The organism is Candidatus Binatia bacterium, from assembly GCA_036504975.1.
Lineage (GTDB): Bacteria > Desulfobacterota > Binatia > UBA9968 > UBA9968 > JAJPJQ01.
On the sequence record DASXUF010000097.1, the window covers coordinates 1 to 24,367 of the forward strand.

The window sequence follows — 24,367 nt, forward strand, 5'->3', positions numbered from 1 at the left end:
TCCCGGAATGCACCTGACGTGCGTCAAGGACAGCGAGCTTGGCGACGCGACCATCCGCAAAGCGGACCGGCTGGTGATTCACGCGCGCCACTTCGCGCCGGAGAATTACATCGCCGGCTGGGACGAAAAAATCGAGGCGCACGATCCGATCGAGTTTCTCAGCGGCAAGGCCAAGGATGCCCGTCCTTTGGCGCGGCCGTTTTGGGCCGAGGCGCCGGAGTTGAAAGAACTGATCGCCAGAAGGATTCCCGGCAGAGAATCGGCCGGCGAGATCACCTGCTTCGTCAACAACATCGGCATGGGCATTCAATTCGCCGCCCTCGGCGCCGCGGCCTACCAGGAGGCGCGGGCCAAAGGCATCGGCAAGGAGATTCCCACCGACTGGTTTCTGCAAAGCGTCCATCCCTAGCCCTTCGGGCATCGCAAATCTCATATCTCAAATATCTCGAATCGCAGATCTGAGATCTGAAATTTGAGATGTGAGATTCCTCGCGAAGCGAGGACGTGTCTGGACACGAGAAGGCAAACGCGGTAGAAATTGCATTGGTCTTTCCAGATTGTCATCGAGAACTCTATAGCCTGACGAGGAATATCCATGAAGGGGAAATTTTCGGCGGTTTTTCCGCCGGCGCTGATCGCTCTTGCCGCTCTCGCACCGCAGCTCGTCTCGATTCCGGGCCACGCGGCGGAAAAGCTGATCGGCATTCACTCCGCGCGCGTGATGTCGCAGTCGATGCCCTGGATCGCCCAGGAGGCCGGGCTGTTTAAAAAGCACAACCTCGATTTTCAGCTCGTCTTCATCGCTTCGTCGAATATGGTAACGGCCGCGATGCTCGGCGGCGACGCGGAAATGTCGCTCACCGGCGCCGTCGGCAACGTCCGCGCCTATGTCCAGGGAGCGACGGACCTGGTTTTCATCGGCGGGGTCAAGAACGTCATGACGCAGAGCATTCTGGCCGGCGGAAACATCAAGAAGCCGGAAGATCTCAAGGGCAAGCAGATCGGCGTCACCCGGATCGGCAGCAACACGCACTATTTCACGATTCAGGCGCTCCGGCGCGCCGGCCTGGAGCCCAATCGCGATTTCTCCTTTCTCCAGACCGGCGGCGAGCCGGAGAGCCTCGCCGCTCTGCTCAGCAAAAAAATCGACGTCGTGACTTTGACCGCGCCCTCGGACGCCATCGCGCTCGCCAAGGGATACCACTACGTCGTATACGGCCCCGATCTCCGCATTCCCTATGCGGCGACGGCTTTCGTCAGCAAGCGCTCGGTCATGGGAAAGCGGCCTCAAGTCGTCGGTCAATTCATGCGCTCCATGGCCGAAGCCGCCAAAATTCTCCACACGGACAGAGAATTCACTTACAAGGTGCTGGGAAAATATTTGCGCGTCACGGATCGGTCCATACTGGAAGCCGCATACAACGGCGAGATCAAGGCGCTGGAGCCTCGCCTGGTGATCAAACCGGAGGCTCTTCAGGCGACGCTCGAAGAAGTCGCGCCGGTCGATCCTCGGGCAAAGGGCGTGAAGCCGCAGGATTTGGTCGATATGCGCTACGTCGACGAGATGGAAAAGAGCGGCTTCTTCGAGCAGATTTGGAAGAAATAAAAAGATTTAAGGGAGGCTCGAATGCAATCACTGCGAGACGCCGTGAAGGTTGTGGACTCCGACGGCCACGCGCGCGACATGGACGAACTGCTGAAACCCTATCTCCCGGAGCCTTATCGCCGCCGCACGGCGCCGCTTATTCCGCGCGAGACGTACGATCGAAACATGGGCGGAACTCTGGGCCATGCCGGAGTCAAGCTCGAAGAGCGGCTCGCGGCGATGGATACGCAAGAGATCGACAGCGTGGTTCTCTATCCCACTTCCGGTTTGGGCATCGGACGGGTCAAAGAAAAAGAGTGCGCCGTGGCTCTCTGCCGCGCCTACGACGATTTTATCTCTGACTATTGCAAGGGTTCGCCGCGGCTCAAAGCGGTGGCGAATCTTCCGCTCCACAGCCCGGAGGAGGCGGCCAAGGAACTAAATCGCGCGGTCACGAAACTCGGCTTGGTCGGCGGCATGCTGGCGGCCCAGGCGCACGCCAGGAATCTCGGCTCGCCGGAATACTACCCGCTTTATCGCGAGGCCGAGCAGCTGAATACGCCGATCGCGATTCACGCCTTTGGCGGCGACGAGCCGGGCAGCGAAATCTTCGATCAGTTCATCAGTATTCACACGACCGGCCATCCGTTTCCGGTGCTGCGCCAGCTCACGGCGATGGTTTTCGGCGGCATCCCGGAATTATTTCCCAAGCTGCGCATCGGCTATCTCGAGATCGGCTGCGGCTGGATTCCTTACTGGGCGGAGCGCATGGATGAGGAATGGGAGAAGCGGGGCAAGGTCGAGGCGCCGCTCTGCAAGAAGAAGCCGAGCGAGTATATCATGAGCGGGCAGATCTATTACGGCTGCGAGCCGGAAGAGAAGATGATGGGCTACGTCGCGAAGGAGGTCGGATCGGAGATGCTCATGTACGCGTCGGACTATCCGCATTGGGATATGAGCTGGCCGGAGTCGGCGTCGATCATCTGGGCGCGCGAGGATTTGGCACTGGAAGCGAAGAGGAATATTCTCGCGAACAACGCGAGACGGTTTTATAATTTAAGCTAAGAAGCTGTCAGGAAAAAGTATCCAGTAGCCAGAATTCAGAATCCAGAAGGAAAACCTGGAAGCGGGGCTGTCACTGTTTTTTATTCTGGATTCTGGATTCTATATTCTGGATTCTCGGTTCAGTGGAAGCTTACAACTAAAGGAGTAGGAGATGATCGAGACTAAAGGTTTGACGGGAGCGCAGACTCTCCTGCGCGTCCTCGGCGCGATGGGCGTGGAGCGAATCTTCGCCTCGCCGGGCTCCGAGTGGTCGCCGGTTTGGGAGGCGCTCGCCGAGCCGGGAGTAGAGGGAATTCCGCTCTACCTGAGCACGCGCCACGAAGAGGTGGCGGTCGGCATGGCGAGCGGCTACGCCAAAGCGACCGGCAAGCTGCCGGCCGTGATGATCCATACGACCGTCGGCGCGCTTCACGCCACCATGGCGATGCGCGGCGCGCTGCACGAGCAGGTGCCGATGGTTGTCTTCACCGGTGAATCGATCGGCTTCGGCGAAGACGAAGGTCCCGACGTCGGCGGCCAGTGGCTCGGCCATCTCGCCGACATCGGCGGCCCGGCGCGCCTGGTGGAGCGCTCGGTCAAGTGGAGCTTCGGCGTCAACACCAAATCGATCTTGCCCTCGACGATTCAGCGCGCTTGCCGCCTGGCGATGGCGGCGCCGAGGGGCCCGGTGTTTGCCTCAGTGCCGATGGAATATCTGTTCGCCGAAATGACGCACGACGTACCATCCGATAAGGGCGCCGCTCCCGGGGCGACGGCGGATCCTAAAGGGCTCGAAGAACTCGCGGGCATGCTCGTTGCCGCCAAAAACCCGGTCATCGTCGCCGAAGGTGCGGGCCGCACGGAAAAATCGGTTGTGTGCCTCGTCGAGATCGCCGAGCTGCTCGGCGCCGGAGTCGTCGAAACTCGGAGCACCGGCTGCGTTAATTTTCCGCGCGCTCATCCTCTGCATGCCGGCTACGAGCCGGCGGAATACCTCAAGGACGCCGACATGCTGTTTCTCCTGTCCGTGATCGCTCCCTGGCATCCGGCATCGAGAAGGCCGGCGCTTCCCGGAGCGAAAGTCGCCGTCCTCGATGAAAATCCTCTGCGCGCCGAGCTGCCTTATTGGGGATACCAGTCCGACCTTTGCTTGACCGGGGAGATCGAAAGCTCGCTGGAGGAATTACTCGGTCTGCTCAAAAAGCGCGTCGCGAAAGGGGACGGAGAGAGAGACCGGAGGGCCGAGGCGTGGAAAAGCCGTAACGAAACCCGGCGGCGCAAATGGCGCGACGAGGCGCTGGCGCTGGCTGAGACCAAGCCGATGGACACGCGCTGGGTCGCGCACGAAGTAAGCCGGTCCGTGCCGGCCGACGCCATCGTGGTCGAGGAAACCATTACGCACCGTCTCGCCGTCCACCGTTATTTCGATTCCCTCAAGCCGGGGTCTTTCTTCGCCGGCTGCATCGGCGGCCTGGGCACCGGTCTTTCCACGGCGATCGGGGTAAAAGCGGCCCATCCAAAACGCCCCGTCGTCTGCTTGATCGGCGACGGCTCGTTCAATTACGATCCGGCGCCGGCGGCGCTCGGCGCGGCCCAGGAGCATGGGCTGCCGATCCTGATCGTCATGTTCAACAATCAGGGCTATCTATCGCAAAAATCGGGCGTCCCGAAATATTATCCGAACGGCTGGGCGGTCAAGAGCAACCAGTACGCGGGGCTAAACATCGCGCCGTGCCCGGATTACGCCACCATTGCAAAGGCTTTTGACGGCTACGGCGAGAAAGTTGAAGAACCGGGCGAGGTGGGGAGGGCGGTCGAGCGCGGCCTCAAGGCCGTAGCCGCGGGACAACTGGCTTTGATCGATATCCGCCTTCGCCCCGTCGAACAGATTACAAACCGGGGCGAAGGCTAGAAGTTCATCCTCTTCTTTATCCCCTGAGCGTCCAGCGGCGTCCCGGTAACTGCCTCGCGCAAAAGGTGCGGTCGGCGTCGATGCGCCGGTAATTGCCGGCGATGTTGGCGGTCACGTCGAAGCAGTGCTCGTTGCGGCTGAACCGGTAACGCTCGTTGGGCTCGAATACGATCTCGTTCATTCCCGGACGAAGACGAAAAACCTTCTCGCGCGCAACCAGATCGCCGTCCCGCTCCCGGACAGTAAACGTCGTTTCGCACTCTCCGGAGCCGTCGGCGCGGACCCGGACGCGCACGGCGCGGATCGTCTGCCCATCGGCGACCGGATCGGGAGATATGTCGAGATCCACGACCCGCAGCCGATGCTCGCCGCCGCAAGAAACGAAGCGGCCGTCGCCGCCGCCTCTTCGGTCCACGTCGGCGACGATGCAGCTTTGCAGCGCCGCCGCGAAGACGGCGACGCCGCCCAATATCAACAACCGCCGAGCATTTTTCATCGCGTTCTCCTTCCTCCTCGATCAGAGTGGTTTCCCAACGCCAGTTGAGCTTAAGCAACCGCGGCGGCCGTGTCAATGACCCCGCCCGGGAAGTTGACAGGGGCAACATCCGTCGGATACGCTTCGAACGAGCGCGGTTTTCGATAAATTCCGGCGAGACGAGAGGTAAGAAACATGCCATCCACATTTCGCGAGCAGCTTATCGCTTTGCGGGACCGCAGGCACAGCAAGGATCACCCGTTCTTCGATAAATGGGCGCGCGGCGAATTGAGCAAAGAACAGACGGCGCTCTACTGCATCCAGCATTATCATTTCGTCGGCGAGTATCTGAACTGGATGGCCTACGAGGCTTCGCAGGTGCCGCATCGGGACGTAAAGACCTACCTGTTCGAGAACCTCGGCGACGAGGAAAACCCGGAGGACCGCCATCTCGACATGCTGACGGACTACGTCGTCGCGTCAGGTTTGAAAAGGGAGAGCGTGGAGAGATCGGCCGTGCTTCCAGGCACCGAGGGGTTGCAGAACTGGGGCTGGCGCATGGTCTATCAAAAGCCGTGGACGGCCGCGCTGGCGGGAATGTTCATCGGGCTCGAATCCCAGTTTCTCGATATCTGCAAGAAGCTCGTGCCCGCGCTCCATAAGCACTACGGTTACCGGCCGGGAGCGCGCGAGATACGCTTTTTCGAGGAGCACATCGGCGCGGACGAGATCCACGGCGCCAAAGGTTTCGCGATCGTGGAGAAATACTGCACGACGCCCGAGCAGCAGGAGCTTGCGCTAAAAACCGTGGAAGAGGCGACGATCCGGCGCTGGCGCTACATGAACGGCGTCTATTGGTTCGCGCTGCACGGAAGAGAAGACGACACGCCGGCGGCTTAGCAGGGTGCTGAAAAACTCCGTTCATCCTTCGACAAAGCTCAGGACGAACGGAGGATGGATTGAAATCATTGGAGAATTTCCGTTCGTGCTGAGGCTCTCGAAGCACGAGTGGTTTTTTTCAGCATCCTGTTAGTTCCTTCGCCGACGCTCCAAATCCTCATAGCGGGCCCAATCAAACCGGAACGACGGTCCCTTTTTCGAGATTGTAGCGGTGTCGTTGGATCTTTTCGAGATCGTAGCTCAAGAAGCGAAAGACCACCGCGGGCCCTTCGACCGCGCGGGTGGAATGAATGTCGCCCGGAACGTAGGCATGGGCGACGCCGGGAGAGAGACGGTGCAGATCTTTTTTCTCCAACGTGGCCCGGCCGGGAGTGTTGCCGTCGTCGGTCCTCCGGTAGAGCGTGATCTCGGTCAACCCGCTGTAGGAGCCGTAGACGACCCAGCAGGGGCCGTGATCGTGCGGCATGTTGCCGTGCGTCTGCTGATGGACGTGGCCCATCTGGATGAAACCGAAATCCGGATCGCGATAAAGCTCGCGCGAAGGTTTCGCCTCGCGGATCAGATCGGCGATCCATGGCTCGTCGCGAGGCGTGGCCTTGAGCATCTTTTCCATCAGAGCTTTCACCTTGAACGGCAGCTCGGGATCTTTGCCTCCGCCCCAAACCGAGCGGATCTCCGCGATGTACCGCTCGAACGAGCTCTCTCCGGGTTGCGCGCTGACCGCCATGAGCGCACCTCCTTTCGACGATTTTGCTTTTATCATTTTCCGTGTCGCTTCGTCCAGCACGCGCATTGACATCCGAGCAAACCGTTTGATAGCTCTAGATTGCATCGGGAAAGCTCTCACGTGACGATCGATCTCAAAGAGCTGCGCCGCGTCATGGGCCACTTCGCCACCGGCGTCACCGTCGTGACCACGAAAGACGGAGCGGATACGCCTTTCGGTCTTACGGCCAATGCCTTTGCTTCGTTGTCGCTCCAGCCTCCGCTGGTGCTGGTCTGCGTCGATAAAGGCGCGCACTGCTATTCGTGCTTCGAGGGATCGAAGATTTTCGCCGTCAACGTGCTGGGCGAAGGGCAGGAGGAGATATCGCGGCGCTTCGCGACCAAAGGCCCGGAAAAATTCAACGCCGTTCCCTGGCACAAAGGGGAGAGCGGAGTCGCGCTCCTCGATGGCGCGATCAGCCACATCGAATGCAAGGTCGTCTCCGCCTATGACGGCGGGGATCACACCATCTACGTCGGGGAAGTGCTTCGCGCCGCGACCACCGGCGCCCGGCCGCTTATTTTTTTTCAGGGAAAGTACCACCGGCTGCCGGGCTAGCCCGGATTACTCACACGATCAGCCCTCAAGCGCGAGCCCTTCGACTTCCCTCAGGACAGGCCGCTCCAGGCGAGGGCAATAGAAAAGAAAAAAGCGCTCGCGCTCTCGGGCTTCCCGCTTCCACGCGGGCGCGGTTCCGCAGGGGGCGAGAATGAAAGCCGCAGGCAAGCCCTTCGGGATGGCAAATCTCAAATTTCAGATTGCAATATGAAATCTGAGATATGAGATTCCGAGCGGAGCGAGGACTTGGCTGGAAGGCTCGCCCTTGAGGAACCGAGGGAAATGACACTCTGTTGTGATAGGATTACCGGTGGAATGAATAATCCAGTCTAGGGCGGGCCGGTTCGGCGGGGCTGGGGAATGGACGCGCCGTCCCGCGTCTATGAATTTTTCAGTGGATTTTTTACCTGGATCGGTTATTTTGTAGCGAGATTATCGGCAGGGCGCAAAGTTGGGACTGTTCGATGATTCTTGCGCATTGGCGCTGAGGGACACGTGAATTTCTATGAGTAAGCCTATGACACTATCCACGGAGTCACGTACGGAGCCATGGCCGAGCCTTCCGCTCGACGCCTGGAGCCCGACGTACGCAACCCTGCACTTGTGGACCCAGATAGTGGGAAAGATTCGTCTCGCCCAAAGCCCCTGGATCAATCACTCGTGGCACACGACGCTTTATGTGACGGCCAGGGGCCTCACCACTTCGCCGATCCCGTATGGCACCCGGACGTTTCAAATCGACTTCGACTTTCTCCGGCACGAGGTGACGATTCTGCCCAGCAACGGCGGCATCGGCATCGTCGCGCTCCAGCCGCAATCCGTCGCGACGTTTTACCGGCGTATCAGGGAGCAGATGGACCATCTAAAGCTTGACGTGAAAATAAATACAAAACCCAACGAAGTTCCGGAGGCCATTCCCTTCGACCAGGATGAGTCGCACGGCGCGTACGACCGCGAGTACGCCAATCGGTTCTGGCGCATCTTGGTCCAGTCGGATCGGGTGTTCAAGCGCTTTCGCGGCCGCTTCATCGGCAAGTCGAGCCCGGTGCATTATTTCTGGGGCGCTCCCGACCTGGCCGTGACGAGATTCTCCGGCCGCCGCGCGCCCGAACACCCCGGAGGGATTCCGAACTTGCCGGATAGAGTGGCCCGGGAGGCCTACTCGCACGAAGTCAGCAGTTGCGGTTTCTGGCCCGGAGGAGGTCCTATTCCTTATCCGGCGTTTTATTCCTATGCCTATCCCGAGCCCGCCGGTTTTGCCCAAGCTCGCGTCAAGCCGGACCTGGCGTTCTATAGTCCCGAGCTGCGCGAGTTTATCCTGCCGTACGATATGGTCCGGCAAGCGGAGTCGCCCGACGACGCGCTGCTCGAGTTCCTGCAGTCGACCTATGAGGCGGCGGCGGATCTGGGCCAGTGGGATCGCAAGTCGCTGGAGCGCGAGGGCGCCTGACCTCTTCCGACTCGCCCGCCTATTGTTAACGCCGCAGATGTGATTAGTTGGTGAGATGTGATGTAGGGAGGTCCTGTGCCGCAGTCTGAAACGGAGTCGCGCGCAAAGCGCGCCGTCGCGCGCGCTTTCAGCGTGGTGGAAGACATCGTCTACATCGGACTCGGCCTTCTTCTCGCCGGCAGCTCGCTCATCCTTCTAAGCACCGGGATGATCGGTTTCGCGCAGAGCTTGACGTCCGGATCGTTCGCCGAAACCATCGTCGGCCTGCTGGACCGCATCCTGTTGATCCTTCTGTTCGTGGAGCTGTTGTATACCCTCCAGGTTTCGTTCCGGGAGCATGCCTTGATTCCCGAGCCGTTTCTCCTCGTCGGGCTCATCGCCGCGATCCGGCGCATCCTGGTGTTGACCGCCGAGTTCGCCGAGATCGTGGACAAGCCCGAAGCCATCTTTCGCCATTTCATCATCGAGCTGGGGGTGCTGACGTTCCTCATCGTTACTCTCGTTTTCTCGCTGTTCCTCTTGCGCAGATCCGGTTGGAGAAGCGGCGCCGGGCGCGCGACTTGAGGCCGAGAGGAGAGACCTGCGGCGGGAATCGGACGTCGTTAGAGCGCGAAGCAGGACGAAAAAACGTGACGCCAAGTAAAACTTCGACCATCGGAATGGCGGCGGCGATTTTTGCCGTTGGTTTGTTTGCGCCTGGTCCCGCCGCGGCCAATCCATACTTGGCAAAGCCGGGCGAAGCGCCGGTGAATATCCGGATCGCCACGTGCGCCGTTTCCGGAGGATTCATTCATCTCTACACCGCCCTGGATAACGGTTTGTTCGAAAAATACGGCATTAAAGCCAACCACATTTATATCCGCGGCAGCGGCATCTCGCTCGCCGCGCTGTCGGCGGATGAGATCCAGTTTCTCTACTGCGCCGCGGACGGCACGATCCCGGGCATGGCGACCGGCATCGAAGGGAGGCTGGTGGCCGCGCCGCTCGTGGGGCTCCCTTACGTGCTGCTCGCGCGCAAGGACATCAAGCGGCCGGAGGATCTAAAAGGCAAGAGCATCGGCGTGACGCGCCCGGGCGATTTGAGCTTTCGCCTGTCGCGCGCGCTGTTAAAGAAGTTCAGCCTGAGCGAGGCCGAGGTCAATCTGCGTCCGGTCGGCGGCAGCCAGTCCGAACGGTACAATGCCATGGTCCAGGACATCATCCAGGCGATCATTATCACGCCGCCGCTCGACGTGCGCGGGAAGAGAGACGGCTTCAATCTGATTTACCGGCTGAACGATCTCAATCTGCCGTTCATCTACAGCTCGCTCCACAGCAATCCGAAAACGATCCAGGAGAAGCCGCATATCGTGCAGCGGTTCGTCGCCGCAATGGCCGAGTCGGTCGAGTTCGTGGAAAAAAATCCGGTCAAGGCTAAGGCTGCGGTGAGCAAGGCGCTGAAGCTCAAGGACGAGGACGCGCTCCAGTCCTCCTACGACGCGTACGCCAAGTCGATCATCAACCGGAGAATGCTCGTGCCCGGCGACCAAGTGGCGGAGGCGGTGGAGCTGGCGAAGGCCGAGACCAACGTGCGGCGCAAGGCCGCCGAGATCTACGACAACCGCTTCGCCGCGGATCTGGAAAAGAGCGGCTTTCTGAAAGAGCTCTGGGGCGGGAAGATTCCGTAAAGAAAAGTCATATAAGCGTCTCAGAAAACTTACGCGACATTTTAACCAGAGGGGAAAAATACTTTCTGCTGGGACTGAAGCTCCAATTCAGGGAAAAAAGCAACCTAATGTCGTTAGATGGGATAGTAAGAGAATTTACTTCAATCGCAAGGCTAGCGCTGCGCTTCAGCCGCGGCGCTTCACGATCGCACCATGCGCCGCCGGCTGCAAGCGCTTGGTTAGCCGCCAGACTTTCGAAGTGGGATCGTGAACGTCACCCCCTTGCCGCGTTCGAACCCAATGTCGTACCGATAGCTTTGATAGTCTGGGTCTCCGCCATTGATGCGGAGCGACACTTCCAGTAGCTGGACTCTATCAATCGCGTCGCTGTAGTTGTTCACGACCGTGGTGATTGGAAGAACCAGGTCGTTGTAGGTCGCGAGTACCTGCGCGGGCCTGAACTTGAGGTGCGAGTCCTCGGGTAATACGAACCGGTTCACAATTACGAGTCGCCCGTCCGTTAGCCGCTGAAAGTACACTGGCGAGACTAGCTTGAGCACGGCCTCTCCAGCCGGCCCGCGAAGAGTTGCGTCTCCGCTAAACCACGCCAGCAGATCGACTTTCTCAGGAGGCAGTTCTACGCCCTGGCGCGTTGTACACGTAAGACGAGCTTCAAGGCCAACGGACTGAATGGTTGCACTCGCGGTGCCGGAACCAGTGGTACCGGGCGGGACGACCACCAAGTCGCGGCCAGCTTGGTAGACGGTTGCGTTTGGCGAGTCCTTGATGGTCGCCTCTTGCCTTGGCGTCGGTGACGCCTTCTTCTCGGTTAGAGGCTTCTGGGTTGCTTCCGTTTGCGGAGGCTGCGCAGAGGCGCCCGTCTGTCCGGTTGAGGGACTCGGATTGTCCGCACGAACCGAACCGGGCGGTGGTGTCGGTCTGAAGAACAGCAGCATCGCGACAACGACGGCACTAAAAATAAGCCACCCTGCCACAGACGCCTTCACCCAGAACGGGTACGGTTCCAGAAATGGTATAGCAACCGTCAGCCACTCAAGTATCTTCTTCGGCACTGTACCTCCGACTCGAGTCGAGTGCGGCTAGCGCACGGCATGGCGGCCTATCTCCCTACTGGCCCGCAGCCTATTTCGTCCGCCGACCGCCGTCAAGTCGAATCAACGCAGTCGACTTTCAATTGGTCGACGCTTCAATCTCATTGTAGACGCCCTTGTGCGCGCCTTCGGGGCGTGTCTCTTCGATATCGCTAAACTTTCCGGACCGAATCGGAATCGGCCGCCTTCCGGGAGATAATAAAGGGCAGGGGAGTAGCTATGCCGGCCGCGTCGGCTCTTCATAGAGCCGGAGCTGAAAATCCCGAATCTCGCGGATACGCTCGAAGTCTCGACGATTGCCCGTGAAAACCACCGCCCCGATCTTTCGCGCCGTTAGAGCTATTAAAACATCGTGGGTGAGCCGCGCGATTCCTCTAGCTTCAAAGCCGTGCCGAAGTCCGAACTGGCGGAGAACCTGGCCGGCTTCAAACCAGACCTGCTTGTCCGGCGGAACCATGCGATCCAACCGGTCAAAGGTATGGTAAACCCTTTCTAATCGTCGAAGCGTGAATCGGTCCTTGGCGCCGGCGTAGAGTTCTGCAAAAACCACGCTGCTCATATAGAGCAACGTTGGCCGCAGCAGAAACTCAAAATCGTGGATCTCGTCGCCTCTTCTTAAGAACGGTAGGTAGATGGAGGTGTCCAGGATCGCCTTAGCGGGCGAGACTGCCATAGATGTCTTCGATGCTGCAGGAGCCCTTGACCGAGAGGAGAACTTTGCGGATCTCTTCATCCGCGATAACCAGATCCAAGGCCCGTTCCACGGCCTCCGTCTCCGTCTTGGCGGAGAGAATCTCCTTGGCTTTCTTTATCTTCGCCACCGGCAAAACGAGCTGCTTACGGGCTTTCTCTGCGGGCTTCATGCCAACCTCTTAAATGGTTTCAATTAGACGATGTGTATTGTATCCGGACTCCGGCACATGTCAAGGTATAGCAGACCTCGGACCTCGCCGCACGGCTGACCATTGACCACAACCACATGCCCGCGCTTATAGATAGTCGTAGAGGCCATCGTCGTCGCCTTCCCAGGCTTGTTGGAGACGATCAGCGGCAAGTTGGCTCCACCCCAATCCCTCTAAGTCCCGCTCGGAGATCGGTTGGATCAGAGCGTAGGGCTTGCCGTGACGAGTCACGATAATGGATTCCTTTTTCCTTCTGGCCTGGGCCAGGTATGCAGTCAACCGATTCTTGGCCTCCGCGACGCTAACGAATTTCATGAGCCAACCTCCTCGCATACTATCGCCAGAAGTATAGTCATAATCCAACAACCCGTCAAAGAGCCTTCAGTAACCCTGCCGGCATTCGCAACGCCGCCGGGCCTTAGATGAAAACCGGAAATACCGAGCTCTTCCTAATTTTTCCTCCTATGTATTTAACGCAATCGGTACTCCGCCAAAAGACTTTCCAGAGAGTCGAAGTCGGCCAGCGTTCTAAGCGAAGCGTAAGTCGGAAAAATCATCGGCAGATTCCCTTTGTCGTAGAGCTGCATCGCTCTTTCAGGAGCGATCCATAAGGCGTGAGCGACTTCCTCGGAGCGCTCCAGCGGAGTTTGCTCCGGCGGGAGGACGGCGATGAAAAATCTGGTGTCGAAGCGGACGGCGAACTCTTCCGGCGTGAGCCAGTGGGAAAAATAGCGCAGCCCGCTTCCGTTGCAGAAAAGGTTTTCGGATTCCAATATCTCGCCAAAAGAGATTCGTTTCTGGACCACTCTTTGCCGCTTCTCTTCGCTGAGGTTTGCGGTTCGGCCATCCGGCGTTAACGCCAGCAGCACTCCGACTTCTTCGAAAAGTTCGCGCGCTCCGGCTACCCAGTGGCCGAGAGCGACCTCCGGTTTCAGGTGCGCGCCGATGATATTTCTCGCTTCTTGCGGCGTGACGCCCGCGCAGCGCTTCAGAGTTTTCTCTGAGTAATCTTCTTTTCGGACGCTGCCGCCGGGAAAAACGTACGCGCCGCCGAGAAAATCCATTTTATCGGGCCGGCGCGTCAAGAAAACTTCCATGCCGCCGGATTCCTCGGAACGGAGAAGAATCACCGTAGCGGCGTTCTTCGGCGGCGGCGCTGAGGTCATGCCAACGGCGTCGGCTCCGTCGCCTCAAACTTCGCACTGCACGGAGCGCCGGGAGCGTGGTAGAAGTAAAATTGTTTTCCGATGCGCGGAAGAAAGATGATGCTTGAAGAAACGGTGCCATAATCGGCGCCGGGGATATGGACGCAGAGCGCGTCCTTCGGCTCTTCGGAACTGATCGCCGACGAGTGATCGCTCAAGACGCCATGGAGAATTTCTACGGCGGAACCAACCTGTGCTCCCGGTTCTTTGAGCTGTGATCGCAATGAGACCGCCGCTGTCGAGAAAAGCTCACGCGCGTGGTTGAGCTTGCCGCCGCCGAACTCGGTAAACGACGTGTTGCCGAAGACCTGCAGGCCGGGAGCCAGATCCACCCGGCGGATGCCGGCTTTGTCGTTGTATGCGACGAACGCAGCATCCGGCGTTGCTATCAAGAGAAGAAACGGTTGATAGTTCGACCCACGCTCACGTCCCAGCCATGCGCACGCCTCAGCGGCATTCTTCGCCCCCAGCATGTCGAGGCAGAGGAGCCCTCTGGATCTCGGCGTGCCGTCGGTGTCTGGCGCTTCAGCTCTACGATTCACGATGGCGGCGGCGAGGCCGTGTTCGTTGACTCCCAGCCAGGTCCCACGGGCGACGAGATCCTGGCCGCCGAATATCGCAGGGTCTTTCGCCAACAGCCGGGGCGACGCCGAAGGCCGGGAATAATGCTCGTCGCGATTGGCCGCAACGACCAGCGGGTAGCCGTCGAACTCGCGCAGGTACACGGCTAGAGTGCACATGCTTACCGTTTACAGAAAGGGCGCGAGATGTGCAACGACGGCGCTCCAAGCTACATTGTTCGGCCAAATCTTTTATGCTACGCTCCAAGAATTCAACGGAGGATTTCATGTTTCAATCCGCGGATGAGGTGGTGAATCGGCTGGCCGGAGAACAATACCTTTGCAGCCGCGAGGTCGCCACGGTGGTTTACCTCGCCACTGCCATGCGCAAGCCGATTCTCGTCGAGGGACCGGCCGGCGTGGGCAAGACCGAGCTTGGAAAAGTTCTCGCGGGCGCGCTCCAGTTGGACCTCATCCGGCTCCAATGCTACGAGGGACTGGACGAGGCGAAGGCGCTCTACGAATGGGAATACGCCAAGCAGCTCCTCTATACGCAGATCTTGAAGGACAAGATCGGCGAGGTTCTGGAGGGATCGAAAAGTTTGCAGCAGGCGGTCGAGCGGATCTCTCAGGAAGACGACGTTTTTTTCTCCGACAAATTTCTCCTGCCGCGTCCTTTGCTCCGCGCGCTCTTGTCGCCGCAGCCGATCGTCCTCTTGATCGACGAGATCGACAAGTCGGATACGGAGTTCGAGGCCTTTCTGCTGGAAGTGCTCAGCGATTTTCAGGTGAGCGTGCCGGAGCTGGGCACGCTCAAGGCGAAGCACGTCCCGCTGGTTGTGCTCACGAGCAATAACAGCCGGGAATTGTCCGACGCGCTGAAGCGGCGCTGTCTTCATCTCTATCTCGACTTTCCCGAGCCCAAGCGCGAGATGGAAATCATCCGTCTCAAAGTCCCGGGCGCGGACGAAAAGCTGGCGGACGAAGTGGTCCAGGTCCTCCATCGACTGCGCAAGCTCGACCTCAAGAAGCGGCCGAGCATCAGCGAGGCGCTCGATTGGGTAAAGGCGCTGACCTTGCTCAACGTCAAAAGTCTCGACGATAAGTTGGTGAACGAAACGCTCTCAACCCTGATGAAATACGAAGCCGACATCCGCAAGGCCGAGCAAGAGCTGAAGGAATACATCGCCGTGCGCAAGGCAAGGACGCCCGCGGCAGGGGAGAGCGACAAAGACTTTCTGCACTAATCCCGCCCGAGCTTTTGTCATGTTGGACCGAATCGTTGAGTTTTCCGAGCTGCTCAGGCGAAACGGCATCCGCGTGTCGCTGCCCGAGAACATGGACGCGGCGCGCGCGCTGGAGCTGATCGGAGTCGCCGATCAGAAGCAGTTCAAGAGCGCGCTTCGCGCCGCGCTCATCAAACGCTCCATCGACGCCAAAACCTTCGACGAGCTTTTCGATCTTTATTTCCTCGGCCAGGGAGGGACCGCCCGCGATCTCGAGCAAAAGCTCATGCGGCAGCTGGGCATGAGCCCGGAAGAGTTCCAGCGGATGCTCGAGCGGATGCAGAAGTTTTTGGACGGCCTCGACGGCGAGCTATCGCGCCTCACGCGCGCGCTGCTGTCGGGCGACATGGGCGAGGTCGAGCGGCTGCTGCGCGAGGCCGCCGAGGCCGAGGCGAAGGAGAGCCGAAGCTCGCTCCGGGCGTTGCTTTTGGCGCAGGGAATCGCCGGCCGGATCGGACTCGACGGCGTCAGGGAAGAGATCGAAAACTTGAGGCACCTGTTGGCGCGGATCGGCGCGGACCCGCAGACGATCGAAAAAATGTCCGAGTACGCGGAGCGAAGATTTCGCGATCTCCTCGAACTGGTGCGCGATCTGGCGCAAAGAGAGACGCGGAAAAAAGACCCGGCCCGCGCGGAGCGTGAGCGGCTGGATCATCTCTCGCAAAAAAGCTTCGCTTATTATTCCGAGGACGACATCCGCAAGATGAACGAGGTCGTCATCCAGCTCGCGCGGCGCTTCAAAAATCTGCTCTCGCTAAGGCGCCGGCACGCCCGGCGCGGCCGGTTGGACGTGAGCGCCACGTTTCGCAAGAACCTCCAGTACGGCGGCGTGCCGTTTCGCATTCAGCTCGACCGGAGAAAAAAAGAAAAGCCGCAGGTGGTCGTGCTCTGCGACATCTCCGACTCGGTTTTGAACGCCTCGCGCTTCATGCTGCAATTCGTCTATTCGATTCAGGACCTCTACAGCAAAGTGCGGAGCTTCGTGTTCGTGAGCGACATCGGCGAGGTGACGCGCCTGTTCGAGGAGAACGAGATTCAGCACGCGGTCGAGATGGCGCTCCGGGGCGACGTGATCGACGTGTACAGCCATTCCAACTTCGGGCGCGCCTTCGAACTGTTTTATCGCGAGCATTTTGCCGCGGTCACGTCGAAGACGACGTTTCTGATCATCGGCGACGGCAGAAACAACTACAACCGCGCCAACGACTGGGTGCTCAAGGAAATCCGCCGCAAGGCCAAGCAGCTCATCTGGCTCAATCCGGAGAGCCGCATGACCTGGGGCTACGGCGACAGCGAGATGGACCGCTACGGCGCTTACTGCCATGTGGTGGAAGAGTGCCGGAGCATCGCGCAACTCTACAAGATCATCGATCGGATCGTGGCATGAAAAGGCTTTATATTCAGACCTACGGCTGCCAGATGAATCAGTACGATTCGGAGCGCATCGCTCGGCTCATGAGCCTTGAGGGCTACGCGCCGACGGAGCGTGCCGATGAGGCGGATCTCATTCTACTCAATACGTGCAGCGTGCGCGACAAAGCGGAGCAAAAAGTCTACAGCATGCTCGGCCGGTGGCGCGAGCTCAAAGAAAAAAAACCCGGGGTGATTATCGGCGTCGGCGGCTGCGTGGCTCAGCAGGAAGGGGAGGCTCTGCTGCGCCGCGTCTCGCATCTCGATCTCGTCTTCGGCACGCACAACATTCACAAGCTCGGCGCCATGGTGCGCCAGGCGGAGTCGCGAGGAAATCGCCCGGTCGAGATCGCCTTCTATCGCGACCCGTCTTACATGGAAGACCCCGGAGCGCGGACCGCGGTCCACGGTGCCAAGGCGTACGTGACGATCATGCACGGATGCAACAAGGTCTGTAGTTTTTGCATCGTTCCTTACGTCCGCGGCAGGGAGATCAGCCGCCCGAGCGAAAGCATCCTGCGCGAGATCGAAGAGCTGGCCGCGCAAGGCGTCAAAGAAGTGATGCTGTTGGGGCAGAACGTGAACTCTTACGGTAAGACCTCGGCCGGCGAGCTGTCGTTCCCGGAATTGTTGCGTCGGGTCAACGACGTCGCGGGATTGGAGCGAATCCGATTTACGACTTCGCACCCGGAAGATCTGTCGCCGGGGCTCATCGAAGCCTACGCGAGCCTGGAAAAGCTTTGCGAACATCTCCACTTGCCGGTCCAGTCGGGCTCCGATACCGTACTCCAAAGAATGCGCCGGGGATACACTCGCGAGGAGTATATGAGCCGAATCCGGCGTTTGCGCGACCGATGTCCCGGCGTGGCGCTGAGCACCGATATCATCGTGGGCTTTCCCGGCGAAAGCGAAGAAGAATTCGAGAGGAGTCTAGAAATCCTCCAAGAGGTAGCGTATGATGACATCTACGCTTTTACTTACTCGCCTCGCCCGCATACGCTGTCCAACAGAATGTACGCGGACGACGTGGTCGAGGACGTGAAGAAAGAGCGTCTGGAGAGAGCGTTGAGGATGCAGGAGAAGATTTCGCGGCGTAAAAACCAGGACCGCGTAGGGAGCGTGGAGGAAATCTTGGTGGAAGGCGCCGCCAAATTGGGGCGTGGTCATATGATGGGACGGACGAGAACCAATCGGATCGTGAACTTCCCGGGACCGGACGAGCTTTCCGGCCAATCGGCCCGGGTCCGAATTACCGCCGCCGCGGCCAACTCGCTGTTAGGAGAAGTGATCACAGCACAGTAAAAGGGGGTTAGCATGGCAAAGAGGGACGACTCCATACAGATGGCCGTCGGCGGTTTGACTTTGGATCCGGTCACCAAGACGCCGATCGTGATTTTGAAGGACACCGACAATAAGTTGAACCTGCCGATCTGGATCGGCCTCTCGGAAGCCACGGCCATGGCGACCGAGATCGAAGGAATCAAGATGGCTCGTCCCATGACCCACGACCTGTTGAAAAACATGCTCACCGAGATGGGCGGATCCGTCGACTGCGTTGAAATCACCGAGCTCAAAGAGAATACCTATTATGCGTTGATCTACCTGAAGATCGCCGGCCGCGAGATCGCTATCGATTCACGGCCCAGCGACGCCATCGCGCTGGCGCTGAGAACCAAGACGCCGATCTACGTCGCCAAGGCCGTCCTGGAGGCGTCGAGCATTCTTCAGCAGGCGGACGAAGGCAAAGAACAGCAGGACGTGGCCAACGTCTCCAACATCTCAAAGGAAAAATGGGGCGAGATTCTGGAGAAGATGACGCCCGATGATTTCAAGTACAAAACCTGATCGTCCTCAATCCAACCCGATTTTTACTTTTGAAATAATTCCACATCCTCGGGCCGAATGCTGAGCGCTCCTAAACGAATAACCCGGAAGGAAATCCGCCAGCCGGATCGGTTCGTGACGCTGCTGCGGCGGGGCGTTTCATTTTTTAACGCAAATCGGCCTTCCGTCATCGTCGCGGCGGCGATATTGGTCGTGATCGTCGCGGCACTGGTCGGCTGGGATTTCTACAGCAGCCGACAAAACCGTTTGGCGGCGGAAGAATACGCGCGCGCCGTGAATCTCTACCACGACGCCAAGTACAAAGAAGCTCTGGAAGCCTTGAAGCGTCTAGAAATTTATAAGTCGTCGTTCTACAGCCGGCTCGGTTTGCTTTACACGGCCAACACCCAAGCGGCGCTTCAGGACGTCTCGAAAGCCGCGGAGGCATTGCGCCAGTTGCTCGCCAAGGAGCAGCGAGAGCCCTTCGTGCGCCAGACAGCGTACGTTTCTCTGGGTTATACTCAAGAAGAGTCAGGACAGTGCCAGGAAGCCATCTTCAGCTTCGCGGAAGCGGAAAAAATCGCCGGCCCTCTCAAAGCGGACGCATCTCTGGGTAAGGCGCGTTGCAGCGCGCTGACTGGGAATCTGAAAGAGGCGCTTGCATCCTATCGCGCGTACATAAGGGATAATCCTTCCTCCGACCGGGTTAACGCCATCACCTTGCGCATCCAGGAGCTCGAAGCCAAGATCGGGCAAAGCGCTCCACCGGTAAAATAAAGCTCTCTACTTCTTAAACCTCGTTCAGTGTACGCAGATGGTTGATTTCGTGATTTCGCCCGCGATCGGCCGTTTTGATACTGAGGCAGATCGTCCGATAAGATATATTATGTAAACTTTCTGAAGGAAAGTTTTACATAACATTCTGGATCCAAAACTGGCGACCGCTACCCTACCGTTGGAAGGTTTTATCGGAGGTTCGAAGAGGAGTCCTGCCCTCAGCGGACCTACTTTACCGAGAACAGACGCGTGCGGAGTTTTTCGGTGCGGCGGATGTATTGCCAGCCGGCCTTGTCGTTCGCAACGAGCTCGTAGATTCCCTTCTCCTCGAGACGGTCCCGGCTCATCTCGCTGCACGTAGTTCTGTAGGCGTTTTCGATCCACTCCTTGTGATAGCAGCAATTCCCGGAGCGGATATTGCCGTTTCCGGGGCTTTGGGGCTGGAAGAATAAACAATATCCGCAAACGCTGTCCAGAGCCGTTGGGCGGACTTTCCTTGTCATTCTGGGATTCATAAGTCCGGCCTTAGAAATATCGCCACAGCCACCATTTTTCAAACGCAATCTTGGCCCAGTAAATGGAACGGGAAGGCCCCCAGGACCGCGCTTCGCCGGCGCCGAAAGGCGGCCAGCCGCTCGGATATGTGGTTCGGTTGGCCGCAGCGCGCCCGGCGCCGAGCGCCAAGAGTCATATCGTATGAAGCCGCAACGGCAACGCCTCTCCCCTCCCGGTAAGCTTCACCGTCAAGTTGTGCGCGACGACGTCGGCTTCTTGATGCGCCACGACACCGGCCTTTGACGCCGGCATGTCGGCGCAATCGCCGATGGCGTAGACATTATCCCACTTTGTCTCAAGCGTATCGTAGTCGACGCGAACGCCAGTCTCCGTATCCGCCAGGCCGGAATCCAGCAGCGCGCGCGCCGGCCGGTGCGGCGGAATCATGAACAGAAGATCGTATTTGAGTTTATAGCCATATAGGCCGTTGACGGTTCTTTTTTCGGGATCGATCGACTGGACGAAGAACTCGTAGTGCTGCTTGATGCCGCGCGCCTTGCTCTGAGCATCCATCCAGACGACCGGCTCGTGCGCTTGTCCGGCGGGCTCCGGATCGCGGGTAAAATACTCGATGGTCACGCGGTCGCGCATCCCGCGCGCCTTAAAATAGCTGTCGAGCAGCCATTGGGCCTCGTACGGCGCTGGCGGACAACGGTAGGGACCAAGCGGAACGCCCACTAAGACTCGGCCGCCGTCAAAAGCTTCAATCGCCCGGCGCATCTTCAAAGCGGCCTCCAACTCCCATGCGTGATGCGCCCCTTCGGCGTAGCCGGGGATCATGTCGGCCGCGATTTCCAGGCCGAGCGACACGATCAGGTAGTCGTACGGAATATTGCCGCCGCCGAGCGCGATCTGCTGGCGCGCCGGATCGATGCCTACGATCTCGTCTTGAATAACTTTGACGCCGCGTTTCTCCAGGCTTCGAAGCCTTCGCGTGATATGCTCGGGCTCGCGTCGCCCGACCATGACAAATAGAAACGCGGGCATAAATACGTGGTCGGGACGCCGATCGATCAACAGCACGTCATGCCGCGAACCCAGCGCACGCCCGAGCTTGGTCGCCGCGACGATGCCGCCGCTGCCGCCGCCGAGAATGACGATCTGTTTTCGTCCGTTAGGCATACGGCTCAATTCCGACGGTTCTTCTCATGGTCATCCGGGCTCAATCCTGAGGGCCGCCGGCCGACCGCTTCTTTCGACCTCAGAGCCAGGCCACGCAGGTTTCTCAAGCGTTGCTCGCGCCACACAGCCTGTTCCGCCTTTCCATCGGAAGTCAGCTCGCTTCCGAAGCGTGAGCTCAGACGAAGAGAACCCACGACCAGGACGTCGGACAAGGCCTTGAGCTCTTCAAGGATCCACCCTCGAGTCCGAGGCAGGAAAAACAGCAGGCCGACGACGATAACGACGATGAGGATAATCATGAAAGGTTCGGGGAGGATCAGAGCAACGGTTCCGCTCTCAGCGGAGAAACGTATCTTCCTGGCGGAGCGCCTCCGCGGCATTCTTCAAGGATTCTTCCGTCGGCGGCCTCTCGCCGAGCAGCCCGATCTGGCGCAGAAACTGGCCGATCTGCGCGTGGTCGCGCGGGCTCACCGGCGCGTACGGGCGCGACGGCTCTCCAATGTCCACGCCGAAGTGCTTCATCGCCGACTTCATCACCGGCGGCAGTCCGTAGGCCGCCCACTTGCCGGGAAAAAGCGCGAAGCAGCGCTGCCAGTACCGGGCGCGCCCGATGTCGCCTTCTCTGAAAGCGCGAACCACTTGCGCGCCGATCCTGGTTCCCGGCGGCGGCATCGTCGCGCCCGAGCCGCCCATCATCAAGGTCGCCAGGAGCGGCTGCATGGTCGTGAAGTAGTGCCCCCTGCCGGCGAGATCGATCTGTTCGATCAATCGGGAAATCTTCGTGATGTCGCGCGAGCTCTCTTTGAAGTAGCGGATGTTGTTGATCTCGCTGATCTTGACGAATGCGTCCTGCGGCGGGTCCGCGCCCGGACCGGGGTTATGATAGCAAACCACGGGCAACGGGCTCGCCGAAGCGACCTGCGTATAGAACTCCATCAACTCGGCGATCGTCGGCTGTCCGCCCCAGGGCCGCAGCGGCATCAATACCTGCACAAAGTCGCCTCCCACTTCGGCGGCGTACTCCGCCAGCTCGATGACTTCGCGCGGCGCGGGACTCGATGCGCCGAGAAGGACGGGTTTGCGCTTGCCGACCATCTCGGTGGCGATGCGCAGGAGATCCTTCCGCTCCTGGCGCGAGAGCATCGTGTATTCGGCGGCTTCGACGGCAGCGATGGAAACCGCGTCGCAGTCCGCCACCAGAAAGTCAATCTCCCGCTCCAGAGCTTTGTAGTCGACGCGATCGTCTTCGCCGAAAGGCGTCAGGCAAGCGCCGATGATTCCCTTGACCGGTTGAGGGGCAGGCATGAATTCAGTTCAGGAGTTCGGCGACGATCCGCGCGTGGCCTGCGTCGCTGCCTTTGACCCTCAGCGGAAGGGCCAGGATGCGGCTTTTCTTGCCGACGATTTTTCCCAGATTGGTTACGTTTTCCGCGATCAAGACGCCGTTGCCGAGCAGGATTTTATGCACCGGAAAATCGAACCCTTTTTGTCTGAGCGGCGTCGGTAGATCGACGGTGATGCAATCGATGCCGAGCATCTTGACGCCTTTCTCGACCATCCACTCGGCCGCGTCCACCGCGAGATACGGATGGAGGTTGTAATCCGGGCTCTCGAATTTTTCGTCCCAGCCGGTGTGAAGCATTAAGATATCGCCGCGGCTCACCGCGACGCCGGAATTTTTCAGGTCCGCGGCGGTGACCTGCTCCCCTCCCCCCTTCTTCACGGAAATCACCGCGCCCGGACCGACGAAAGATTCCAGCGGCAGTTCCTCGATCGACTTGCCGTTCGGCACGATGTGCACCGGCGCGTCCACGTGCGTGCCGGCGTGGCACGGGAGGGAAATCTCGGTCACGTTCAGCGGGTGGCCTTTTTCCAGGCTGAAAAATTTCTGCACGTGAACCTCCGGCAGGACCGGAATCTTCGGCATGCCTTCGTAAATCACCCGCGACAGATCGACCATCTCCATGGCGCGCCTCCTCACTTGCCGTTCCGCCACGCGGCATAGACGGGATCGCGATCGACGAAGGCGCGCTGGATGCCGTCGTACGCGAGCCAGAACTGGTCGAGAGTTTTTTGCACGGCGGCGCGCACCTGGTCCTGCTGGAGGTCGGTCGTCGCGTAGCGCTCGACGGCGAGCGGGCCGACTTTCATGTGCTCTTCATCGACCCCCATGTGAAGCGTCCAGTACCGGATGTCCTCCGACTCGCGGGAAAATCCATAGTGCTTCGTGAGTCCGTTGACGATGCGGGTCATGCGCTCGCTCGCCGTGCCTTCGAGGCAAAAGCCCTGGCTGGCGTAAAGCTCGAGCCACGTGCGCTGATAAAGCAGCAGCTCGCGCCAGTCGAGGAACGCCGAGGTCTCGGGCAGCGGCTGGACCGCGTCCAACGATTCGCGCGTGTCGTAGCCGCACGCGAGCGCGAAGCGAATATAAAGCGCCTTGTGGCTGTCGGTCCCAGTGATCTCGCCCGTTCCTTCTTCGACCACGTTGTCGATCCACATTCGCTCCAGCTCCGGATCTTCCGGGCAACGTCCGAGCATCGCCGCAATCGGCTTGGGAAAAGGCTTGGGAAAGAAAAGGTAAAATTGGCCGACAAAACCTCTGAGCTGGCCCGGATCCAATTCGCCCCTCTCGATCAAGCCGACGACGGGATGATCTTTGGAGTGCTTTTTTCTGACCGTGTCGTGCAGTTCTTTGACGAAGGCCTTTCCCGAAAGCGCCATGACGCCCTCCTTGTCCCGGAGCCTGTCGAACCGCGCTTGAATCGTTCGACTCGGCCGACGACGAAGTCTCGGATTTCAAATCTCATATCACGTTGGAAAATCGCCGCCAAGTGCGGTCGTATCGCGGCGCAGCGGAAGTTTCATTCAGGAGCGGTAAGACGCGTGCGGCAGGCGGGACCGGAGAAGGAAATTCATCGCGGACGAGCTAATGCTCTTCTTCTCTCAGGTCGAGTATTCGATGCAATTTGTTATGAATACCGTGCCATCCTTCCGGCGCAAAAATAGGCTCGGCGGAGCAGTGCGCACACGGCGTGACTTGTGGAATCAACGCAATTCTGTCGAGGTGGACCCCTTTGACGGCAAAACGGCCGTTACACCGGAAACAGCGCAGCACGACGATCCAAGTTTTCTTGCGCAGGGGCAGGGTTGCCCGAGAATCCAAAGGCAGTTCGGTATCATTGGGCGAAGTTGGTCTCATCTAATTTACCCAGCTTATTATTTCCCTATTTAAGACTAGACGGCGAAAGCGGCGGGTTCAACTCAGGCAAATTCCGGAT

Annotated in this window: 29 protein-coding genes; 14 read left to right on the forward strand and 15 right to left on the reverse strand. The window is 59.3% G+C overall.

Going from position 1 to position 24,367, the window contains the following annotated elements; genetic code table 11:
* From VGL70_12435 to VGL70_12450, 4 genes are all read left to right on the forward strand, one after another.
* Positions 1-409 (forward strand): hypothetical protein (locus VGL70_12435; protein ID HEY3304334.1); only part of this gene is annotated, 409 nt, incomplete at its 5' end.
* 186 nt (positions 410-595) lie between these two features.
* A complete protein-coding gene (locus VGL70_12440; protein ID HEY3304335.1) occupies positions 596-1,606 on the forward strand; it encodes an ABC transporter substrate-binding protein in 1,011 nt (336 codons plus the stop codon).
* A gap of 21 nt (positions 1,607-1,627) precedes the next feature.
* Positions 1,628-2,650, forward strand: coding sequence for an amidohydrolase family protein (locus VGL70_12445; protein ID HEY3304336.1), 1,023 nt, complete (start codon positions 1,628-1,630; stop codon positions 2,648-2,650).
* 151 nt (positions 2,651-2,801) lie between these two features.
* A complete protein-coding gene (locus VGL70_12450) occupies positions 2,802-4,541 on the forward strand; it encodes a thiamine pyrophosphate-binding protein (GenBank protein HEY3304337.1) in 1,740 nt (579 codons plus the stop codon).
* Positions 4,542-4,557: 16 nt separating this feature from the next.
* Here VGL70_12450 and VGL70_12455 read toward each other — a convergent pair whose 3' ends face one another.
* Positions 4,558-5,037 carry a hypothetical protein gene (locus VGL70_12455; protein HEY3304338.1) on the reverse strand — a complete coding sequence of 160 codons (480 nt, stop codon included), beginning with the start codon at positions 5,035-5,037 and terminating at the stop codon, positions 4,558-4,560.
* 174 nt (positions 5,038-5,211) lie between these two features.
* Between VGL70_12455 and VGL70_12460 the strand changes: the two genes are divergently transcribed.
* Positions 5,212-5,916, forward strand: a complete 705-nt coding sequence (locus tag VGL70_12460) for an iron-containing redox enzyme family protein (GenBank protein ID HEY3304339.1) — start codon at positions 5,212-5,214, stop codon at positions 5,914-5,916.
* Between the two features lie 172 nt (positions 5,917-6,088).
* Here the strand turns inward: VGL70_12460 and VGL70_12465 are convergent, their stop codons facing one another.
* The gene (locus VGL70_12465; protein HEY3304340.1) at positions 6,089-6,643 is read right to left on the reverse strand and encodes a hypothetical protein; all 555 of its coding nucleotides are present in this window, start codon (positions 6,641-6,643) and stop codon (positions 6,089-6,091) included.
* Positions 6,644-6,763: 120 nt separating this feature from the next.
* Between VGL70_12465 and VGL70_12470 the strand changes: the two genes are divergently transcribed.
* The 4 genes from VGL70_12470 to VGL70_12485 all read left to right on the forward strand — a co-directional run bounded on the left by VGL70_12470 (position 6,764) and on the right by VGL70_12485 (position 10,357).
* A complete protein-coding gene (locus tag VGL70_12470; protein ID HEY3304341.1) occupies positions 6,764-7,240 on the forward strand; it encodes a flavin reductase family protein in 477 nt (158 codons plus the stop codon).
* A gap of 517 nt (positions 7,241-7,757) precedes the next feature.
* Positions 7,758-8,690 carry a DUF5996 family protein gene (locus VGL70_12475; GenBank protein HEY3304342.1) on the forward strand — a complete coding sequence of 311 codons (933 nt, stop codon included), beginning with the start codon at positions 7,758-7,760 and terminating at the stop codon, positions 8,688-8,690.
* Between the two features lie 75 nt (positions 8,691-8,765).
* Positions 8,766-9,254, forward strand: a complete 489-nt coding sequence (locus VGL70_12480; protein HEY3304343.1) for a phosphate-starvation-inducible PsiE family protein — start codon at positions 8,766-8,768, stop codon at positions 9,252-9,254.
* Between the two features lie 65 nt (positions 9,255-9,319).
* On the forward strand, positions 9,320-10,357 hold the full coding sequence (locus tag VGL70_12485) for an ABC transporter substrate-binding protein (GenBank protein HEY3304344.1): 1,038 nt from the start codon (positions 9,320-9,322) through the stop codon (positions 10,355-10,357).
* Between the two features lie 218 nt (positions 10,358-10,575).
* Here the strand turns inward: VGL70_12485 and VGL70_12490 are convergent, their stop codons facing one another.
* The 6 genes from VGL70_12490 to VGL70_12515 all read right to left on the reverse strand — a co-directional run bounded on the left by VGL70_12490 (position 10,576) and on the right by VGL70_12515 (position 14,295).
* The gene (locus VGL70_12490; protein ID HEY3304345.1) at positions 10,576-11,409 is read right to left on the reverse strand and encodes a hypothetical protein; all 834 of its coding nucleotides are present in this window, start codon (positions 11,407-11,409) and stop codon (positions 10,576-10,578) included.
* A 256-nt stretch (positions 11,410-11,665) separates the two neighbouring features.
* Positions 11,666-12,121, reverse strand: coding sequence for a PIN domain-containing protein (locus tag VGL70_12495; protein ID HEY3304346.1), 456 nt, complete (start codon positions 12,119-12,121; stop codon positions 11,666-11,668).
* Entirely contained in the window at positions 12,102-12,311 is a 210-nt protein-coding gene (locus VGL70_12500; protein HEY3304347.1) for a hypothetical protein, read from the reverse strand. The genes VGL70_12495 and VGL70_12500 overlap by 20 nt, the downstream gene beginning before the upstream one ends.
* Before the next feature lie 126 nt (positions 12,312-12,437).
* Positions 12,438-12,665, reverse strand: a complete 228-nt coding sequence (locus VGL70_12505; GenBank protein HEY3304348.1) for a type II toxin-antitoxin system Phd/YefM family antitoxin — start codon at positions 12,663-12,665, stop codon at positions 12,438-12,440.
* Between the two features lie 155 nt (positions 12,666-12,820).
* The gene (locus VGL70_12510; GenBank protein ID HEY3304349.1) at positions 12,821-13,516 is read right to left on the reverse strand and encodes a hypothetical protein; all 696 of its coding nucleotides are present in this window, start codon (positions 13,514-13,516) and stop codon (positions 12,821-12,823) included.
* Positions 13,513-14,295: an NRDE family protein gene (locus tag VGL70_12515; GenBank protein ID HEY3304350.1), complete on the reverse strand. Its 783-nt coding sequence runs from the start codon at positions 14,293-14,295 to the stop codon at positions 13,513-13,515. The genes VGL70_12510 and VGL70_12515 overlap by 4 nt, the downstream gene beginning before the upstream one ends.
* A gap of 107 nt (positions 14,296-14,402) precedes the next feature.
* Between VGL70_12515 and VGL70_12520 the strand changes: the two genes are divergently transcribed.
* The 5 genes from VGL70_12520 to VGL70_12540 all read left to right on the forward strand — a co-directional run bounded on the left by VGL70_12520 (position 14,403) and on the right by VGL70_12540 (position 19,412).
* Positions 14,403-15,362: a MoxR family ATPase gene (locus VGL70_12520; GenBank protein HEY3304351.1), complete on the forward strand. Its 960-nt coding sequence runs from the start codon at positions 14,403-14,405 to the stop codon at positions 15,360-15,362.
* Between the two features lie 19 nt (positions 15,363-15,381).
* A complete protein-coding gene (locus VGL70_12525) occupies positions 15,382-16,788 on the forward strand; it encodes a VWA domain-containing protein (GenBank protein ID HEY3304352.1) in 1,407 nt (468 codons plus the stop codon).
* Positions 16,785-18,113, forward strand: a complete 1,329-nt coding sequence (gene miaB / locus VGL70_12530) for a tRNA (N6-isopentenyl adenosine(37)-C2)-methylthiotransferase MiaB (protein HEY3304353.1) — start codon at positions 16,785-16,787, stop codon at positions 18,111-18,113. Before VGL70_12525 ends, miaB begins: the two co-directional genes overlap by 4 nt.
* Positions 18,114-18,125: 12 nt before the next feature.
* Complete coding sequence (locus tag VGL70_12535; protein ID HEY3304354.1) at positions 18,126-18,656, forward strand: bifunctional nuclease family protein; 531 nt, start codon at positions 18,126-18,128, stop codon at positions 18,654-18,656.
* 114 nt (positions 18,657-18,770) lie between these two features.
* Positions 18,771-19,412: a tetratricopeptide repeat protein gene (locus tag VGL70_12540; GenBank protein HEY3304355.1), complete on the forward strand. Its 642-nt coding sequence runs from the start codon at positions 18,771-18,773 to the stop codon at positions 19,410-19,412.
* A 227-nt stretch (positions 19,413-19,639) separates the two neighbouring features.
* On the opposite strand, the gene VGL70_12545 is transcribed toward VGL70_12540, so the two are convergent.
* The 7 genes from VGL70_12545 to VGL70_12575 form a co-directional block, all read right to left on the reverse strand.
* Positions 19,640-19,915, reverse strand: a complete 276-nt coding sequence (locus tag VGL70_12545) for a hypothetical protein (protein HEY3304356.1) — start codon at positions 19,913-19,915, stop codon at positions 19,640-19,642.
* Between the two features lie 184 nt (positions 19,916-20,099).
* Positions 20,100-21,089 (reverse strand): FAD/NAD(P)-binding oxidoreductase, encoded by a 990-nt coding sequence (locus VGL70_12550; GenBank protein HEY3304357.1) that lies wholly within the window; start codon positions 21,087-21,089, stop codon positions 20,100-20,102.
* Positions 21,090-21,094: 5 nt separating this feature from the next.
* The gene (locus tag VGL70_12555; protein ID HEY3304358.1) at positions 21,095-21,388 is read right to left on the reverse strand and encodes a hypothetical protein; all 294 of its coding nucleotides are present in this window, start codon (positions 21,386-21,388) and stop codon (positions 21,095-21,097) included.
* Between the two features lie 37 nt (positions 21,389-21,425).
* Positions 21,426-22,394 (reverse strand): dihydrodipicolinate synthase family protein, encoded by a 969-nt coding sequence (locus VGL70_12560; protein ID HEY3304359.1) that lies wholly within the window; start codon positions 22,392-22,394, stop codon positions 21,426-21,428.
* Between the two features lie 4 nt (positions 22,395-22,398).
* Positions 22,399-23,055 (reverse strand): cyclase family protein, encoded by a 657-nt coding sequence (locus VGL70_12565; GenBank protein ID HEY3304360.1) that lies wholly within the window; start codon positions 23,053-23,055, stop codon positions 22,399-22,401.
* 11 nt (positions 23,056-23,066) lie between these two features.
* Positions 23,067-23,810, reverse strand: a complete 744-nt coding sequence (locus VGL70_12570; protein ID HEY3304361.1) for an iron-containing redox enzyme family protein — start codon at positions 23,808-23,810, stop codon at positions 23,067-23,069.
* 205 nt (positions 23,811-24,015) lie between these two features.
* A complete protein-coding gene (locus VGL70_12575) occupies positions 24,016-24,288 on the reverse strand; it encodes a hypothetical protein (GenBank protein HEY3304362.1) in 273 nt (90 codons plus the stop codon).
* Between the last annotated feature and the right edge of the window lie 79 nt (positions 24,289-24,367).

Coding starts and splice junctions, on each gene's coding strand:
- VGL70_12545 (HEY3304356.1), bottom strand. CDS start 19,915: ATGACAAGGAAAGTCCGCCCAACGGCTCTGGACAGCGTTTGCGGATAT.
- miaB (HEY3304353.1), top strand. CDS start 16,785: ATGAAAAGGCTTTATATTCAGACCTACGGCTGCCAGATGAATCAGTAC.
- VGL70_12450 (HEY3304337.1), top strand. CDS start 2,802: ATGATCGAGACTAAAGGTTTGACGGGAGCGCAGACTCTCCTGCGCGTC.
- VGL70_12440 (HEY3304335.1), top strand. CDS start 596: ATGAAGGGGAAATTTTCGGCGGTTTTTCCGCCGGCGCTGATCGCTCTT.
- VGL70_12570 (HEY3304361.1), bottom strand. CDS start 23,810: ATGGCGCTTTCGGGAAAGGCCTTCGTCAAAGAACTGCACGACACGGTC.
- VGL70_12495 (HEY3304346.1), bottom strand. CDS start 12,121: ATGGCAGTCTCGCCCGCTAAGGCGATCCTGGACACCTCCATCTACCTA.
- VGL70_12455 (HEY3304338.1), bottom strand. CDS start 5,037: ATGAAAAATGCTCGGCGGTTGTTGATATTGGGCGGCGTCGCCGTCTTC.
- VGL70_12550 (HEY3304357.1), bottom strand. CDS start 21,089: ATGCCTAACGGACGAAAACAGATCGTCATTCTCGGCGGCGGCAGCGGC.
- VGL70_12500 (HEY3304347.1), bottom strand. CDS start 12,311: ATGAAGCCCGCAGAGAAAGCCCGTAAGCAGCTCGTTTTGCCGGTGGCG.
- VGL70_12505 (HEY3304348.1), bottom strand. CDS start 12,665: ATGAAATTCGTTAGCGTCGCGGAGGCCAAGAATCGGTTGACTGCATAC.
- VGL70_12465 (HEY3304340.1), bottom strand. CDS start 6,643: ATGGCGGTCAGCGCGCAACCCGGAGAGAGCTCGTTCGAGCGGTACATC.
- VGL70_12525 (HEY3304352.1), top strand. CDS start 15,382: ATGTTGGACCGAATCGTTGAGTTTTCCGAGCTGCTCAGGCGAAACGGC.
- VGL70_12475 (HEY3304342.1), top strand. CDS start 7,758: ATGACACTATCCACGGAGTCACGTACGGAGCCATGGCCGAGCCTTCCG.
- VGL70_12555 (HEY3304358.1), bottom strand. CDS start 21,388: ATGATTATCCTCATCGTCGTTATCGTCGTCGGCCTGCTGTTTTTCCTG.
- VGL70_12535 (HEY3304354.1), top strand. CDS start 18,126: ATGGCAAAGAGGGACGACTCCATACAGATGGCCGTCGGCGGTTTGACT.
- VGL70_12445 (HEY3304336.1), top strand. CDS start 1,628: ATGCAATCACTGCGAGACGCCGTGAAGGTTGTGGACTCCGACGGCCAC.
- VGL70_12560 (HEY3304359.1), bottom strand. CDS start 22,394: ATGCCTGCCCCTCAACCGGTCAAGGGAATCATCGGCGCTTGCCTGACG.
- VGL70_12520 (HEY3304351.1), top strand. CDS start 14,403: ATGTTTCAATCCGCGGATGAGGTGGTGAATCGGCTGGCCGGAGAACAA.
- VGL70_12510 (HEY3304349.1), bottom strand. CDS start 13,516: ATGACCTCAGCGCCGCCGCCGAAGAACGCCGCTACGGTGATTCTTCTC.
- VGL70_12515 (HEY3304350.1), bottom strand. CDS start 14,295: ATGTGCACTCTAGCCGTGTACCTGCGCGAGTTCGACGGCTACCCGCTG.
- VGL70_12575 (HEY3304362.1), bottom strand. CDS start 24,288: ATGAGACCAACTTCGCCCAATGATACCGAACTGCCTTTGGATTCTCGG.
- VGL70_12460 (HEY3304339.1), top strand. CDS start 5,212: ATGCCATCCACATTTCGCGAGCAGCTTATCGCTTTGCGGGACCGCAGG.
- VGL70_12565 (HEY3304360.1), bottom strand. CDS start 23,055: ATGGAGATGGTCGATCTGTCGCGGGTGATTTACGAAGGCATGCCGAAG.